This window comes from Micromonospora sp. C81, assembly GCF_018070425.1.
GTDB lineage: Bacteria > Actinomycetota > Actinomycetes > Mycobacteriales > Micromonosporaceae > Micromonospora > Micromonospora zamorensis.
Window position 1 is genome coordinate 76,550 of the sequence record NZ_JAGPXS010000006.1, and the last position, 15,517, is coordinate 92,066.

The 15,517-nt window shown below is 70.7% G+C and carries 10 protein-coding genes; 2 read left to right on the top strand and 8 right to left on the bottom strand.

Annotated features, from left to right (window positions below; all coding sequences use genetic code 11):
• Positions 1-83 precede the first annotated feature (83 nt).
• Positions 84-653, top strand: a complete 570-nt coding sequence (locus KBX46_RS13000; RefSeq protein ID WP_308159500.1) for a GNAT family N-acetyltransferase — start codon at positions 84-86, stop codon at positions 651-653.
• A 148-nt stretch (positions 654-801) separates the two neighbouring features.
• Here the strand turns inward: KBX46_RS13000 and KBX46_RS13005 are convergent, their stop codons facing one another.
• The 7 genes from KBX46_RS13005 to KBX46_RS13035 form a co-directional block, all read right to left on the bottom strand.
• Positions 802-2,238: a rhamnulokinase family protein gene (locus KBX46_RS13005; protein ID WP_210792683.1), complete on the bottom strand. Its 1,437-nt coding sequence runs from the start codon at positions 2,236-2,238 to the stop codon at positions 802-804.
• Positions 2,238-4,271, bottom strand: coding sequence for a bifunctional aldolase/short-chain dehydrogenase (locus KBX46_RS13010; protein ID WP_210792684.1), 2,034 nt, complete (start codon positions 4,269-4,271; stop codon positions 2,238-2,240). Before KBX46_RS13010 ends, KBX46_RS13005 begins: the two co-directional genes overlap by 1 nt.
• Positions 4,272-4,307: 36 nt before the next feature.
• A complete protein-coding gene (gene rhaI / locus KBX46_RS13015) occupies positions 4,308-5,489 on the bottom strand; it encodes an L-rhamnose isomerase (protein WP_210792685.1) in 1,182 nt (393 codons plus the stop codon).
• 63 nt (positions 5,490-5,552) lie between these two features.
• Positions 5,553-6,635, bottom strand: a complete 1,083-nt coding sequence (gene rhaS / locus KBX46_RS13020; protein WP_210792686.1) for a rhamnose ABC transporter substrate-binding protein — start codon at positions 6,633-6,635, stop codon at positions 5,553-5,555.
• 44 nt (positions 6,636-6,679) lie between these two features.
• Positions 6,680-7,735 carry an ABC transporter permease gene (locus tag KBX46_RS13025; RefSeq protein WP_210792687.1) on the bottom strand — a complete coding sequence of 352 codons (1,056 nt, stop codon included), beginning with the start codon at positions 7,733-7,735 and terminating at the stop codon, positions 6,680-6,682.
• Complete coding sequence (locus tag KBX46_RS13030; protein WP_210792688.1) at positions 7,725-8,786, bottom strand: ABC transporter permease; 1,062 nt, start codon at positions 8,784-8,786, stop codon at positions 7,725-7,727. Before KBX46_RS13030 ends, KBX46_RS13025 begins: the two co-directional genes overlap by 11 nt.
• A complete protein-coding gene (locus KBX46_RS13035) occupies positions 8,783-10,303 on the bottom strand; it encodes a sugar ABC transporter ATP-binding protein (RefSeq protein WP_210792689.1) in 1,521 nt (506 codons plus the stop codon). Before KBX46_RS13035 ends, KBX46_RS13030 begins: the two co-directional genes overlap by 4 nt.
• A gap of 225 nt (positions 10,304-10,528) precedes the next feature.
• On the opposite strand from KBX46_RS13035, the gene KBX46_RS13040 reads away from it, so the two are divergent.
• Positions 10,529-11,560: a LacI family DNA-binding transcriptional regulator gene (locus tag KBX46_RS13040; protein ID WP_210792690.1), complete on the top strand. Its 1,032-nt coding sequence runs from the start codon at positions 10,529-10,531 to the stop codon at positions 11,558-11,560.
• Between the two features lie 69 nt (positions 11,561-11,629).
• On the opposite strand, the gene KBX46_RS13045 is transcribed toward KBX46_RS13040, so the two are convergent.
• Positions 11,630-15,289: a family 78 glycoside hydrolase catalytic domain gene (locus tag KBX46_RS13045; RefSeq protein WP_210792691.1), complete on the bottom strand. Its 3,660-nt coding sequence runs from the start codon at positions 15,287-15,289 to the stop codon at positions 11,630-11,632.
• Positions 15,290-15,517 lie beyond the last annotated feature (228 nt).

The window sequence follows — 15,517 nt, forward strand, 5'->3', positions numbered from 1 at the left end:
TCGACGACCCGCGACCCCCACATATTGACGTTCGTGAAGTTTAATATCAAGGGTTGTTTACAGATCCTGGGAAGTTGGGGGGAGTGCTGATCTGCTACGAAGAGGACGTGTCCGACCCGACGAGTTCTGCTGGTGCCACGTCCCTGGAGACTCCGCGACTGCTTCTGCGCCGCTGGCGAAGCGATGATCTGGACGGGCTCGCCGCGGTCAACGCGCAACCCGAGGTGATGCGCTACATCCATGATGGCCACACGCTGGACCGGGCCGCGACCGCAAAGCGGCTGGCCAACTATCAGCGGCACTGGGACGAGCACGGCTTCGGCCTGTACGCGGTGGAGATCAAGGAGACCGGCGAGCTGGCCGGTTTCACCGGACTGGCGGTGCCGACCTTCCTACCCGAGATCATGCCGGCCGTGGAGATCGGCTGGCGGCTCGGCCGCGCGTACTGGGGCCGGGGCCTGGCCACCGAGGCGGCCCAGGCCGTTGTCGCCCAGACTCGGGCCGAGCTCGACCTGCGGCGGCTGGTCAGCATCCACATTGTCGGCAACGAGGCGTCCGCGCGGGTGATGGTCAAGCTGGGCATGTCGCTGGAGCGCGAGACCGTGCAGCCGGACACCGGCCGCCAGGTCCGGGTGTACGCCATGAACCTGTAGGACGGATCGCGTCGGTGGTGTCGGGCCTGCTGTGGCGGCAGCGGGTGCAGCGGTCGGGCCGCACTCTCCTTACACCGGTGTCACCGACGGCATCGCCGGGCCGGGGCACAAGGCGGCGTTCCTCCTCCACACAGCGCTGTTCACCGGGTCAGTCGTCCCATCCGAGGCGTCGGGCAGCCGCCCGCCACGCCGCGGTGTCGCCGCGTGGCTCGTACCGCACGATGTGTTGGGTCTCGCGCAGCACGGACCGCAGCGACGCCAGGTCACCGCCGATCACGCCGATGGCGCGGGCCTGCACCAGCGCGTTGCCCAGGGCGGTGGCCTCGACCGGTCCGGCGAATACCGGCAGGCCGCAGGCGTCGGCGGTGAGCTGACACAGCAGGTCGTTGCGGGCGCCACCGCCGACGACGTGCACGGCGTCGACGTGCCGACCCGAGAGCCGTTGCGCCTGCCCGACGGCGCGCCGGTGCGCCAGCGCGAGGCTGTCCAGGATGCACCGCACCGTGGCCGCCGGGCTGTCCGGCACGTGCTCACCGGCACGCGAACAGGCGCGGTTGATGCGTGCGGGCATGTCGCCGGGCGGCAGGAAGGTGGGGTCGTCCGGGTCAACCACGGAGCGGAAGGCCGGTTCCTCGGCCGCCTGCCGGAGCAGGGCGGGCAGGTCCGTGCTGCCCCAGGTACGCAGCGACTCCTGCAGCAGCCAGAGACCCATCACGTTACGCAGGTAGCGGACCGTGTTGTCGACGCCGGATTCGTTGGTGAAGTTGGCCCGCCGGCTGGGCTCGCTGAGCACCGGGGCGTCCAGCTCGACCCCGACCAGGGACCAGGTGCCGCAGGAGATGTAGGCGAAGTGCTCATCGACCGCCGGCACGCCCACCACCGCGGAGGCCGTGTCGTGCGATCCCACCGCCATGACGTCGGGCGATCCGGGTAGGTCGAGCGCGGGCAGGACCGGGCCGATCCGGGTGCCCGGCTCGCGCAGCGGCGGGAACAGCTCGCTGCGGATCCCGGCGTCGGCCATCAGGTCGGTCGCCCAGGCGCCGCGACGCAGGTCGTACAGCTGGGTGGTGGAGGCGTTGGTGACTTCGGCGCCGACCTCACCGGTGAGCCAGTACGCGACGAGGTCCGGGATCAGCAGCAGCGTGTGCGCGGCCTCCAGTTGGGGTGTGCCGGCGGCGGCGGCGAGCTGGTAGAGGGTGTTGAAGGGCAGGTGTTGCAGCCCGGTCGTGGCATAGAGCCGCTCCGGTCCGAGCTGCTGCGCCACCCGGTCGTCGACGCCGTCGGTTCGTTCGTCGCGGTAGTGCACCGGGTTGCCGAGCAGAGCGCCGGTGGCGTCGAGCAGCCCGTAGTCGACGGCCCAGGTGTCGATGCCGATGCCGGCGACCGGGCCGGCAGCCCTGAGCCCCTCCAGCACACCCCGGTAGAGCGCCAGGATGTCCCAGTGCAGGGTGCCCGCGACCCGCACCGGTTCGTTGCGGAACCGGTGCGCCTCCACGAGCTCCAACCTCCCCGGCCCGACGCGCGCGAGCATGACCCGACCGCTGGACGCGCCCACGTCCACGGCGGCCAGTCGCACGGCGGTCATCAGCGGAGGAAGGCCGCTGCGACACCGGCGTCCACCGGGACGTGCATGCCCGTGGTGTGCGACAGCTCGCCGCCGGTGAGCACGAAGACCGCGTTGGCGACGTGCTCGGGCAGCACCTCGCGCTTGAGCAGGGTGCGCTGGGCGTAGAACTCGCCCAGCTTCTCCTCCGGCACGCCGTAGACCGCCGCCCGCTGCGCACCCCATCCTCCGGCGAAGATCCCTGAGCCGCGGACCACCCCGTCCGGGTTGACACCGTTGACCCGGATACCGTGGCCGCCGAGTTCGGCGGCGAGCAACCGGACCTGGTGGGCCTGGTCGGCCTTCGCCGCACCGTAGGCCACGTTGTTCGGGCCGGCGAACAGGGAGTTCTTGCTGGAGATGTAGACGATGTCGCCGCCCATCCCCTGCGCCAGCAGCACGCGTGCGGCCTCCCGGGAGACGAGGAACGAGCCCTTCGCCATCACGTCGTGCTGGATGTCCCAGTCGGCCTCGGTCGTCTCCAGCAACGACTTGGACAGCGACAGCCCGGCATTGTTGACGACCAGGTCCACCCCGCCGAAGGCCAGCACCGCCTCGCGCAGGGCAGCGGCCACGGCGTCACCGTCGCTGACGTCAGCCGCGACGGCAACTGCCACGTCGGTGGTGCCAATCTCTGCGGCGACGGCGGTGGCCGCCTGTGCGTCCAGGTCGGCGACCACGACACAGGCGCCCTCCGCGGCGAGTCGGTGGGCGATCGCCCGGCCGATCCCGGAGCCACCGCCGGTGACGAACGCGACCCGCGTGGCGAGGGCCTTCGGCTTCGGCATCCGCTGAAGTTTCGCCTCCTCCAGGGCCCAGTACTCGATCCGGAACTTCTCAGCCTCGTCGATCGGCGCGTAGCGCGACACGGCTTCCGCGCCACGCATCACGTTGATCGCGTTGACGTAGAACTCGCCGGCGACGCGGGCGGTCTGCTTGTTGGCGCCGAAGCTGAACATCCCCACACCGGGCACCAGGACCACGGCCGGATCGGCGCCCCGCATCGGCGGGCTGTCCGCGTCGGCGTGTCGTTCGTAGTAGGCGCGGTAGTCGTCGCGGTAGGCAATGTGCAGCTCCCGAAGGCGGGCGATCACCTCCTCGACAGGCGCGGTGGGCGGCAGGTCGAGCACCATCGGGCGGACCTTGGTGCGCAGGAAGTGATCCGGGCAGGAGGTGCCGAGGGCGGCGAGGGCGGGGTGCTTCTCCCGCGCCACGAAGTCGAGCACCCCGTCACTGTCGGTGAAGTGGCCGACCTGCGACCGGTCGGTGGACGCCAGGCCCCGCAGCACCGGGAACAGCGCCGCCGCTCGACGTCGGCGTTCGTCGGTGGGCAGCGGCTCGTAGCCGGCGATGACCGACCCGAGAGGCTCGGCGTGACCCCGCTCGTCGAGGTAAGCCTGCGCGGACCGGATGATCTCCAGCGAGTTGTGCTCGCACTCGTCGCTGGTCGCGCCCCAGGCGGTGATGCCGTGACCGCCGAGGATCACGCCGATCGCCTGCGGGTTGGCCCGAGCCACCGCGGCGATGTCCAGGCCGAGCTGGAAGCCGGGCCGCCGCCAGGGCACCCACAGCACCCGGTCGCCGAAGATCTCCTTGGTCAGCTCCGGCCCGTCGGCGGCGGCGGCGATCGCGATACCGGCATCGGGGTGCAGGTGGTCGACGTGCGCGGCGTCGACGAGCCCGTGCATGGCGGTGTCGATGGACGGCGCGGCTCCGCCCCGGCCGTGCAGGCAGTAGTCGAACGCGGCGACCATCTCGTCCTCCCGCTTGATGCCCGGGTAGACGTCGACGAGCGCGCGGAGCCGGTCCAACCGCAGAGCGGCCAACCCGGACGGGGTGAGGGTGCCGAGGTCACCGCCGGAGCCCTTCACCCAGAGCAGGTCGACCGGGCCACCGGTGACCGGGTCGGTGGCCGCGCCCTTGGCGGAGGTGTTGCCCCCGGCGTAGTTCGTCGTGGTTGGGTCGCCGCCGAGCCGGTTGCTGCGCGCGATCAGCGCCTGAACCTCGGATTGCATGTCCTCACGTCCCCAGTCTGCGTTTCTCAAGCGTGGTCAGGCGCCCCAGCCGGCCTGCTGGCCGCCGGCGCGTTCGCCGCGGATCCTGTCGAAGTAGCCGGAGCGGGCGTACGCGGCCATCGGGTCCGGATCGAGCCCCAGGTCCGTACGGAGTTCGGCGAGCAGCGGTCGGACGTCGGTGTTGTACGCGTCCATCAGCACGGCGTTGGCGGCGAGCACGTCACCGCTGCGCTGCGCGGCAGCCAGCGCGTCCGCGTCGACGAGCAACGCCTTCGCCGTCGCCTCCTGCACGTTGAGCACCGAGCGGATGATGGCCGGGATCTTCGCCTCGATGTTGTGGCACTGGTCGAGCATGAACGCGATGCCGGCCTCCGGCGCCAACGCGTCGCCTCGGACGATCTCGTACATGATCCGGAACAGCTGGAACGGGTCGGCGGACCCGACCATCAGGTCGTCGTCGGCGTAGAAGCGCGAGTTGAAGTCGAACGCGCCGAGCTTCCCGGCGCGCAGCAGGAACGCCACGATGAACTCGATGTTCGTGCCCGGTGCGTGGTGCCCGGTGTCGATGACCACCTGCGCCTTCGGGCCGAGCTCCAGGCAGTGCGCGTACGCGGTGCCCCAGTCCGGCACGTCGGTGGCGTAGAAGGCCGGCTCGAACAGCTTGTATTCCAGTAGCAGCCGTTGGTCGTCGCCGAGCCGGTCGTAGGTTTCGCGTAGCGCCGTCGCGAGCCGGTCCTGCCGGGCGCGGATGTCGTCCTGCCCGGGGTAGTTGGTGCCGTCGGAGAACCAGAGCTTCAGGTCGCGGGAACCGGTGCGGTCCATGATGTCGACACACTCGAGCAGGTGGTCGATGGCCTTGCGGCGCACCCCCGGATCCGGGTTGGTGACGCTGCCCAGCTTGTAGTCGTTGTCCTGGAAGACGTTGGCGTTGATCGCGCCCAGACCGACGCCGTGATCCCCGGCGAACGCGGCCAGATCGGCGTAGTCGTCGACACGGTCCCACGGGATGTGCAACGCCACAGTGGGTGCGACGCCGGTGAGCTGGTGGACGATCCCCGCGTCGGCGACCTTCTCGTACGGGTTGCGCGGCACCCCCTCCTGCGGAAAGACCTTGAAGCGGGTCCCGGAGTTGGCGTACGCCCAGGATGGCGTCTCGATGCGCTGCGAGCGCAGAGCCAGCTTGACCCGTTCGAGGGTCCCCGCGTCGGGCTGCGTCATGATGTCTCTCCCGTCGGCTCCCCCGGTCGGTGCACGACGTGCCGGCACCGACCGGGAGGGCGATCAGAACTGGAACTGGTCGATGTTGTTCTTGTCGAAGACCGTGGGCGGGCCGAGGATGACCACACCCTCCTTGCCGACGGTGAACTCGCCGAGCTTGCCGGCCTTGAACTTGTCGCCCTCGGCGCCGGTGATCTGACCGGAGGCCAGTGCCGCGCCGGCGTACGCGGCGAGGTAGCCGAGGTCGGCCGGGCTCCACAGGGCGAACGCGTCGACGGTGCCGTCCTTGACGTACTGGCGCATCTGGTTCGGGGTGCCCAGACCGGTCAGCTTGACCTTGCCCTTGTACTGCGACCCGCTGAGGTAACGGCCGGCCGCCGCGACACCGACAGTGGTTGGCGAGATGATGCCCTTGAGGTTGGGGTACGACTGGAGCAGACCCTGGGTCTCCTGGAAGGACTTCTGGTCGTCGTCGTTGCCGTACGCCACGGTGACCAGCTTGATCTTGCTGTATTCGGGCTTTGCCAGCTCGGTCTTCATCAGCGCGATCCAGGCGTTCTGGTTGGTCGCGTTGGCGGTGGCGGAGAGGATGGCGATCTCACCCTCGCCGCCGATCTGCTGCGAGATGAGCTTGACCTGGTTCTCGGCGATGCCCTCGGCGGTCACCTGGTTGACGAAGATCTGGCGGCACTCCGGCTTGGTGTCGGAGTCGAAGGTGACGATCTTCGCTCCGGCCGCCTTCGCCTGGTTGAGCGCCCCGCAGATCGCGTTCGGGTCGTTGGCGGAGGTGACGATCACGTCCATGCCCTGCTGGGACAGGGTGTTGATGTAGCTGACCTGGGAGGAGGCGCTGGCCTCGGAGGGGCCGACCTCCTTGAACTCGCCCTTGAACTCGGTGACGGCGTCCTTGCCACCGTTGTCCGAGACGGTGAAGTAGGGGTTGTTCAGGGCCTTCGGTAGGAAGGCGATCTTCAACCCTGCCTTGATGGCGGCGTCCGGGTTGGCGGCGCCGCTCGCCTGGCTGCCGGCGCCGGCGTCGTCGTTGGAGTTGTCCCGGGTGGTGCCGCCACAGGCGGCGCTGAGCAGCAGTGCGGCGAGGGCGAGGCTGGTGGCCCCGACCCGGAGGCCTCTGCGGTATGCGGACATCGTCGACCTTTCCGGGGGGTGGGTGGTGGGTGTGCGGGGGAGCGTCACGAAGCGACGGGGTGCCGCTGTCGTCGGCGGTGCAGCCGGGCGCGGATGTCCGCGACGGCGTTGGGCAGCACGACGGATGCGATGAGCAGGCTGCCGGTGACGATCGTCAGCGCGTTGGCGTCGACGTCGGCGAGTTGCAGCGCGTTGCGCAGGACGCCGAGGAGCAGCACACCGGCCACCACACCGAGCAGAGCACCCCGGCCGCCGAAGATCGAGACACCGCCGAGCAGCACGGCGGTCACCACTGTCAGCTCCAGGCCGGTGGCGTTGTCACCGCGCGCGCTGGCGTACCGCAGCGTCCAGAAGATGCCGACCAGCCCGCACACCGCACCGGAGACCACGAAGAGCCAGAACTTCGTTCGGGCCACCGAGACGCCGGTGAACGTGGCGGCCTGGTCGTTGTTCCCCATGGCGTAGAGCGCGCGACCGGCGGCGGTGGCGTGCAGCACGACGCCGAAGACCACGGCGAGCAGCAGCAGCGGGACCACCACGACCGGGATCGACGTGCCGGGGATGGCGCGCACCGCGGCAGCGGTCCAGTCGGCCGGGAAGTCCGCGACCGCCTGGTCGCCGAGCACCACGAAGGACAACCCCCGGTAGAGGGCGAGCGTGCCGATGGTCACCGCCAGCGACGGCAGACCGAAGCCGGTGACGAAGAGACCGTTCACCGCGCCGAGCACGGCGCCCAGCAGCACCACGAGGACACAGATCAACTCCAGGGACAGCCCACTGGAGAGCCAGAGCTGCCCCATCAGCGTGCTGCACAGCCCGACCATGCTGGCCACCGAGAGGTCGATCTCACCGGTGATCACGATCAGGGTCATTGGCAGCGCGATGAGCGCCAGCGGCATCAGGTCCAACAGCAGGAACTGGGCGTTGCGGCCGGTGGCGAAGTTCTCCACGGTCAGGCTGGCGACCAGCACGGCCACCACGAGGGCAGGGACGATCACCGCGTCCCAGGAGCCGAACAGCCCGCGCAGGCCGGCGAGGCGGTCCGCTCCGGGCTCGGCCTCGGCGGTGGTCGGTGCGGCGTACAGGCTGTCATGCGCCATGCGCGCTTCTCCCTCGGAGCCGGGCCGCCACCCGCAGGGCCAGGAGCCGGTCCAGCCCGATGGCGGCGAGGATGAGTGCGCCGACCACGGCCTGCTGCCAGAACGGGTCGATGCGCAGGACGGCGAGCGAGCTGCCGATCGTGGTCAGCAGCACGGCACCGAGTGCCGCGCCGTAGGCGCTGCCGCTGCCTCCGAAGATCGCCACCCCGCCGACCACGGCGGCGGCCACGACCTGGAGTTCCAGGCCGCTGCCGGCGGCCGCGTCGAGGGTGCCGAACCGGGCCGCGTACAGCACGCCGGCGAGCCCGGCGAGGGCTCCGCTGGCCACGAAGACGGTGAACACCCGCCGCCCCACCGGGATGCCGGAGAGCCGGGCGGCGGCCGGTTCGGAGCCGATCGCGTACAGCTCCCGGCCGCTGCGGTAGGAGCGCAGGTAGAAGCCGACGGCGGCGACGACGACCAACGCGACGAGGAACAGCACGGGTACGCCGAGCACCGTCTGGTTGCCCAGCCGCAGGAACGACTGGGGCATGTCGGCGGCGTTGATCTGCCGGCCGGACGCCCAGTAGTAGTCGACGCCGCGGAAGGCGTAGAGGGTGCCGAGCGTGATGACCAGGGCGGGCACCCGGGCCACCGCGATCAGGCCGCCGTTGACCGCGCCGCACAGCGCGCCCAGTGCGACACCGACGACGAGCGCCACGGGCCACGGGGTGCCGGGTGCGGAGAGGAACAGCGAGCCGGTGGCGAAGGCGACCAGACCCAGGATCGAGCCGACGGAGAGGTCGACGTTGCGGGTGACGATGACCAGGGTCTGGCCGACCGCCAGGATCACCAGGATCGCGCAGCCCAGCAGCAGGTCCTTGATGCTCTGGCCGCTCAGGAACCTGTCGTTGCGAAGTGTGGTCACCAGGACCAGCAGGCCGAGCGCGATCAACAGGCTCAGCTCGCGTACGGCGAACAGCCGTTCGGTGAGGCTGCGGCGCTGCCGACCGGGGTAGGTCGGGGCGTTCCCGGCGGCCCGTTCAGGCGCACCGGCGTCGGTGAGGCTCATGCGGTCGCTCCTTGCCCGGTGGCGGCGAACATGATGGAGGCCTCGTCCGCCTCGGCCCGGGGCAGCTCGCGGACCAGTCGTCCCTCGTGCATGACGAGAACCCGGTCGGCCATGCCGAGCACCTCGGGCAGCTCGCTGCTGATCATGAGGATGGCCAGGCCCTCGCCGGCCAGCTCGGAGAGCAGTCGGTGCACCTCGGACTTGGTGCCGACGTCGATGCCGCGGGTCGGCTCGTCGATGATCAGGACACGTGGTTCGGTGGCCAGCCACTTGGCGAGTACGACCTTCTGCTGGTTGCCCCCGGAGAGGGTCGCCACGGGCGCGCCGAGCCGGGAGGCCTTCACCTGTAACCGCCGCGTCCAGCGGCGGGCCTCGGCGCGTTCCGCGCCGCCGAGCAGGAGGCCCAGCCGGCTCAGCGCCCGGCGGCGGGCAAGCGTGGCGTTGCGCTCCACCGACAGCTCCATGACCAGGCCCTGCTGCCGTCGGTCCTCGGGGACCAACGCCATGCCGGCCGCGATCGCCCGGCCCGGATTCCCCGCCGGGACGGCGCGACCGGCCACCAGCACCTCGCCCGTGTCGTAGCGGTCGACACCGAAGACGGCGCGGGCGACCTCGCTGCGCCCGGCACCGACCAGCCCGGCGAGCGCGACGATCTCCCCACCCCGGACGGAGAACGACACATCGGTGAAGACGCCGGCCCGGGTCAACCCACGGACCTCGAGCAGGGTGTCGCGCAGCTCGGCGGCCTGCTTCGGGTAGAGCGCGGAGACGTCCCGGCCGACCATGCGCCGCACCACCTCGTCGACGGTCAGGTCGGCGGCGTCGTCGCTGGAGACCCAGGCGCCGTCGCGCAGCACTGTGACGCGGTGGCACAGGTCGAACACCTCGTTGAAACGGTGCGAGATGAACAGCACTGCCGCCCCACCCTCGCAGAGCGACCGGGCGACCGCGAAGAGCCGTTCGACCTCCACACCGGAGAGCGCGGCGGTGGGCTCGTCCATGACCAGGACGCGGGCGTCGAACGAGATCGCCTTGGCGATCTCGACGAGCTGCTGGTCGGCGATGGAGAGGCCACGCGCGGGCCGGGTCGGGTCGATGCGCACACCCAGCCGCTGGAACAGCCGCTCGGCGTCGCGGTTCATCGCGGCGGTGTCGATGCGACGCAGACCGCGCAGCGGTTGCCGACCCATGAAGATGTTCTCCGCCACGGAGAGGTCCGGGAAGAGCGTCGGTTCCTGGTAGATGACCGCGATGCCGGCGGCTCGGGCGTCGGCGGGACCGCGCAGCCGCAGCGGATGCCCGTCCAGGGTCATCGAGCCGGAGTCCGGCGCGTGTGCGCCGGCCAGCACCTTCACCAGAGTGGACTTGCCCGCCCCGTTCTCGCCGACCAGGGCGTGTGCCTCACCGGGGTGCAGCGCCAGGTGCACCCCGCGCAGCGCGGCGACGGCCCCGAAGGACTTCGTCACGCCGTCGAGGACCAGCAGCGGAGCCGGGGTGGCCGGTGCGTCGGCGGTCATCCGAACCCCTCCTGAATCGTTTCATGCGTCGTTTGCATGGACGGTAGGGGTAGGTCTCCGAGAGCGTCAAGACTTTCGATGCTATTTCTTCGCCGTTGCTGACGCGGGCTCCGGTCCAGCTCGCAGCGCTGCTGGTGCGCTCGATGAAACGTTTTAGGCGCTATACACTGCCGAGCGACCCGGTCGGCACGGGCCGCGACCACCGTAGGGAGCATCTGGGGAGTCATGGCAACGGCGAACATCAAGGAGGTCGCCCGGCACGCCGGGGTTTCCCTCGGCACCGTGAGCAACGTGCTCAACCGACCCGACACGGTCGCCCCCGCCACCCGTCAGCGGGTGCTGGACGCCATTTCCACGCTCGGCTACGTCCGCAACGACTCCGCTCGCCAACTGCGCGCCGGGCGCAGTCGCACCGTCGCGATCGTCGTCCTGGACGTGGCCAACCCCTTCTTCACCGACGTGGTCCGGGGTGCCGAACAGGCGATCGAGGGGGCTGGCGCCATGCTCGTCGTCTGCAACAGCGGCGAGGACAGCGCCCGGGAGCGCCGCCACCTGGAGCTGCTGGAGGAGCAGCGGGTCCGTGGTGTGCTCATCACCCCGGTCGGCCATGGCCCGCAGCCCATCCTGGACAGGCTCATCGAGCGGGGCATCCCGGTGGTGCTGGTGGACCGGGGAGCGGGCCGGGCAAACCGATGCTCGGTGGCGGTCGACGACGTGCTCGGCGGCCGACTCGCCATGGACCACCTGCTGGACCAGGGCCACCAACGCATCGCCTACCTCGGTGGCCCGCTCACCATCGCCCAGGTTGCCGACCGGCACGCCGGGGCCGCCGCAGCTATGCGGGACCGCGGCAGCACCGCTGACCTCCGGGTGGCGATGACCACCAGCCTGACCGTCGCCGCTGGTCGGCGCGCCGCCGAGGAGCTGCTCGCGTTGCCGGTCCGCAAGCGCCCGACCGCCGTGTTCTGCGCCAACGACCTGATCGCGCTCGGTGTACTTCAGGAGCTGACCGCGCGCGGCGTGCGGGTGCCGATCGACGTGGCCATCGTCGGCTACGACGACATCGAGTTCGCCGGCGCCGCGGCGGTGCCACTGTCGTCGGTGCGCCAGCCCCGCGACCAGCTCGGCCGCGCCGCAGCCGAGCTGTTGCTCGAAGAGGCCGAGTCCGGCGACACCCACCGGCACCGACACGTGGTGTTCCAGCCCGAGCTGGTCGTACGCCGATCCAGCGACCAACCCCGACGCACCCGGCGCTGACCGGCCGCACCGACGACAGAGGAGCCGGGCGGATGCCCGCCCGGCTCCTCTCCGCAACACCCAGCCCGGTCAGGCCGCGGGCATCGCCCAGACGTCGGCGATCGACGGGTCGTAGCCGGTGCCGCTGTCCTGATACCGCACCCGCACCACTCCGTCGCGGGTCGCATCGGGCAGGTTGACGACGAACTGGTAGCTGACCGTGCCCGGCCCGCCAGCGGTGCGCTGCCACGAGCGGGTGTGCGCCACCACCCCGTCCACGATCACCTGATAGTCCTTGAGCTGCGCCCCGTCGTACGTCTCCACTGAGCGCAGCGCGAACGGCTCACCCGCTTTGACCGCGAGGTCGAACTCGAACCAACCGCCGGGGCGGGTCACGTCGGTGTACCGGCGGGTCAACCCGGCCTCGGTGCTGGTGGCCGAGTAGGTGGAGGCGGCGAGTCGGTGCGCCTGCTCGGACGCCGCGACGCCGAGGTCGACGTGGTCGTACGCGCCCGTCGGTGGGACGACAGCGAAGGAGTAGGAACCTGACCCGATCTCGTACACGGCGACCGCGCCGTCCATCCGGACGAACCGCACCCCGGCAGCCTGCTCCGCCGGCCGGCCGCCCTCGGTGACCGCCTCACGCCCGGGCGTCGGGAAACGCACCGTCGCCGTGGTGTTGGGCGGCACTGTGAGACGCAGCCGCATGTCGCCGCGTGCGTCGAGGTCCCAGTCACTGCCGATCGTTCCGTACGCCGAGCGGTACGACGCCTTGGCCGAGGTGAGCCCACCTCCCGGCTGAGGGGCGAACGTGACGTGCTCGTACCCGGGGTTGGCGGCGTCGGGCTGGATGCCCGCGACCGTCCGGTACATCCAGTCGCCCACCGCGCCGTACGCGTAGTGGTTGAAGGAGTTCATCCCCACGTCACCGAAGCTGCCGTCGGGTTTGATCGAGTCCCAGCGCTCCCAGATCGTGGTCGCGCCCTTGCCGATCTCGTAGCCCCACGACGGGTAGGTGTCGTTGAGCAACAGCCGGTAGGCGACATCCAGGTGCCCGGTGGCGGTCAGCGCCGGCAGCAGATCCGGGGTGCCGAGGAAGCCGGTGGAGAGGTGCCAGTCGTGCCGTTGCACGTTGGCGACCAGCCGGTCGGCGGCCCTGGCCCGCAGCGGATCGGTCAGCAGGCCCATGCCGATGGCCAGCACATAACCGGTCTGGCTGTCGCCCTGCACCGTGCCGTCGGCCGCGACGTAGGCGTTGACGAACGCCTGGGTGATGGTCCTGGACAGCGCCGCGTAGCGGGTCGCGTCGGCGTCGCGCCCGATGGCGGCAGCCAACTCTCCCAGCAGCCGGATGCTGTACGCGTAGTAGGCGGTGCCGACCACGCCGGCCGGCGTCGGGTCCTCAAGGTTGAGCCAGTCGAGGTACGGGCCGGCGTTGGTCCGCAGGTTGCCGGAGCTGGTGCTCTCCAACCAGGACGCGTACCGCACCATCGACGCGTAGTGCTCCTCGACGACCCGGGTGTCGCCGTAGCGCTGCCACAGCGCGTACGGGACGGTGATCCCGGCGTCGGCCCAGCCGGTCGCGCCGTCCCCGCAGCAGGCGCGCGGCGCGACGTCGGGGTACGCGCCGTTGGCCGACTGCGCGTCGCGCAGGTCCTGCAACCACTTGCTGAGGAACGTCAGGCTGTCCATGTTGAACGTCGCGGTGTTGGCGAAGACGTTGATGTCACCGGTCCAGCCGAGCCGCTCGTCGCGCGCCGGCGTGTCGGTCGGGATGGAGAGGAAGTTGCCGCGCTGCCCCCAGATGATGTTGCTCTGCAGTTGGTTCACCATGGCGTTGGAGGTCTGGAACTCGCTGGTGAGGTCCCCGTCGGTGTGCATCACCAGCCCGGTGACCGAGGACAGGTCGGGGGTGCCCGGATAGCCGGTCAGCTCGACGTAACGGAAGCCGTGGAAGGTGAACGTCGGCTGGTAGACCTCGGCCCCGCCACCCCGCAGCGTGTACTGGTCGGTGGCCCGCGCCGAGCGCAGGTTGGCGGTGTAGGCGGTGCCGTTCGGGTTGAGCACCTCGGCGTGCCGGATGCGCACCGTCGTGCCGGCCGGGCCGTTGAGCTTCAGCCGCACCTTGCCCACCATGTTCTGGCCGAGGTCGAAGATCCAGGTGCCGGGGGTGGGCTGGGTCAGCGTCCGGGCCGGCAGCTCCTGCGTGACCCGCACGGGTGGGTCGACCTGGGCGACGATCTTGTCGGTGGCGTCGACGTCGTCGACGGTGGCGGGCTTCCAGCCGGCGTCGTTGAACCCGGGCCGGTCCCAGCCGGCCGGCAACCGCCGCGCGTCGTAGGTCTCGCCGTGAATGAGGTCGCTCTGCAGGAACGGCCCGCCCGTGACGCGCCACGAGCCATCGGTGCCGACCGTCGCGCTGCGTCCGTCGGTGTAGTCGATGACCAGTTGGGCGCTCAGGTGCGGGCGGGATCCGTAGTTGTCGGTGCCGAACCAGGCGATGCTGCCGGCGTACCACCCGTCGCCGAGCAGGGCGCCGAGGGCGTTGTCGCCCGGTTGGAGCTGGCGGGTCACGTCGTACGTCTGGTACTGCACCCGCTTGTGGTAGTCGGTCCAGCCGGGCGCCAACTCGTGGTCGCCGACGCGCTGGCCGTTGAGGGAGAGCTGGTAGACCCCGAGCGCGGTGGCGTAGACCCGGGCCCGCGCGACAGTGCCGTCGACGCGGAAGCCCCGACGCAGCAGTGGGTTCGCGTCCAACGCGGTGAGCATGGCCTCGGTGTCCCCGCCGACCCGCAGGCCGGCCGAGGTGGGAGTGCCCGCCCCGAACGGGTTCACCCCGTCGGTGAGCGGGGCCGCGAAGAGCGTCTGGCCGCCGCTGGTCACCGAGAAGTTGGAGAAGACCCCGGACTCCAACCCGTTCGTACGCAGGCCGACCGAGCCGGCCTGGTGCGCGGTGCTGGTGGTGACGTCGACCTGGGTGCCGTCAACCCAGGTGGTGATGGTGTTCCCGGCTGCGGTGATGCGAAGCGTGTGCGGCGTGGTCAGCCTGTCGGCCGGGATGACTCCACCGAGCGGCACCTCCTTGAGCACGGTCCAGGCGCCGTTGACCCGGACGTGCGGGCGCAGTTTGGCACTGCCGTTGGTGATGGAGAACTGCCACATGTACGCGTTCGCCGCGCCCCGGGCACGAAGGTAGATCCCGGCCGCGTCGCGTTCCAGCCGTACCGTCGTCTGCACCGTGTAGTCGGTCCAGGCTTCGGTCACCGACGGCATGCCGATCCAGTCGGCCTGCCAGCCAGCGCCACCGCGTACGCCGGTCTCCCAGGACGCGGGCGCGCTCCAGCCGGAGGCGTTGCCGGCGGTGTCCCAGACCTGGACCTGCCAGGCGTACCGGGTGCGGGGTCGCAGTTGCGGGCCGGCGTACGGGACGAGGACGCTCTGCCGCGATCGGACCCGGCCGCTGTCCCAGACATCGGGGGCGTTGAGGCGCTCCGCGCTGGTGGCGACGCGCACCTGGTACGACTCCTGGAGCACGCCCCGGGCGGTGGCGTCGATCCGCCAGCCGAGTCGGGGCTGCGCCACGTCCAGGCCGATCGGTTCGGTGGCGCGTTCGGTGGTCAGGTCGGTCGCGGTCAGCGTCGCGGCTGCCGGCGCTGCGGTGGCCGGGCCGGGAGCCACCAACGGCGTCAGGCCGAGCAGCAGCACGAGAAGCGCGGAGGTTGCGGCGCGACGGCGCGTTCTGCGCATCATTCCAGGGCCTCATCCTTCTGGGCGGCGGTCTCCCGGCACGGGCGCAGGCGGGTGGTTGGCCCGGAACGGGGGAGGGGCGGTGGGCTGGGATGAATCGTTTCAGTATGTGTTTCACGAAGATTACGCGCTCACGTTGGTCAAGTGAAGACGTTCACGGCAATCAATATGAGCTGGCGCGAACCGACGTCGGCGGGCGGCGAAACGTCGGCATTGGCAGCTGGTGCACGA

Bases quoted from the DNA above. Each gene is read 5' to 3' on its own strand.
- KBX46_RS13030 (WP_210792688.1), bottom strand. From the start codon at position 8,786: ATGAGCCTCACCGACGCCGGTGCGCCTGAACGGGCCGCCGGGAACGCC.
- rhaI (WP_210792685.1), bottom strand. From the start codon at position 5,489: ATGACGCAGCCCGACGCGGGGACCCTCGAACGGGTCAAGCTGGCTCTG.
- KBX46_RS13005 (WP_210792683.1), bottom strand. From the start codon at position 2,238: ATGACCGCCGTGCGACTGGCCGCCGTGGACGTGGGCGCGTCCAGCGGT.
- KBX46_RS13025 (WP_210792687.1), bottom strand. From the start codon at position 7,735: ATGGCGCATGACAGCCTGTACGCCGCACCGACCACCGCCGAGGCCGAG.
- KBX46_RS13010 (WP_210792684.1), bottom strand. From the start codon at position 4,271: ATGCAATCCGAGGTTCAGGCGCTGATCGCGCGCAGCAACCGGCTCGGC.
- KBX46_RS13040 (WP_210792690.1), top strand. From the start codon at position 10,529: ATGGCAACGGCGAACATCAAGGAGGTCGCCCGGCACGCCGGGGTTTCC.
- KBX46_RS13045 (WP_210792691.1), bottom strand. From the start codon at position 15,289: ATGATGCGCAGAACGCGCCGTCGCGCCGCAACCTCCGCGCTTCTCGTG.
- rhaS (WP_210792686.1), bottom strand. From the start codon at position 6,635: ATGTCCGCATACCGCAGAGGCCTCCGGGTCGGGGCCACCAGCCTCGCC.
- KBX46_RS13035 (WP_210792689.1), bottom strand. From the start codon at position 10,303: ATGACCGCCGACGCACCGGCCACCCCGGCTCCGCTGCTGGTCCTCGAC.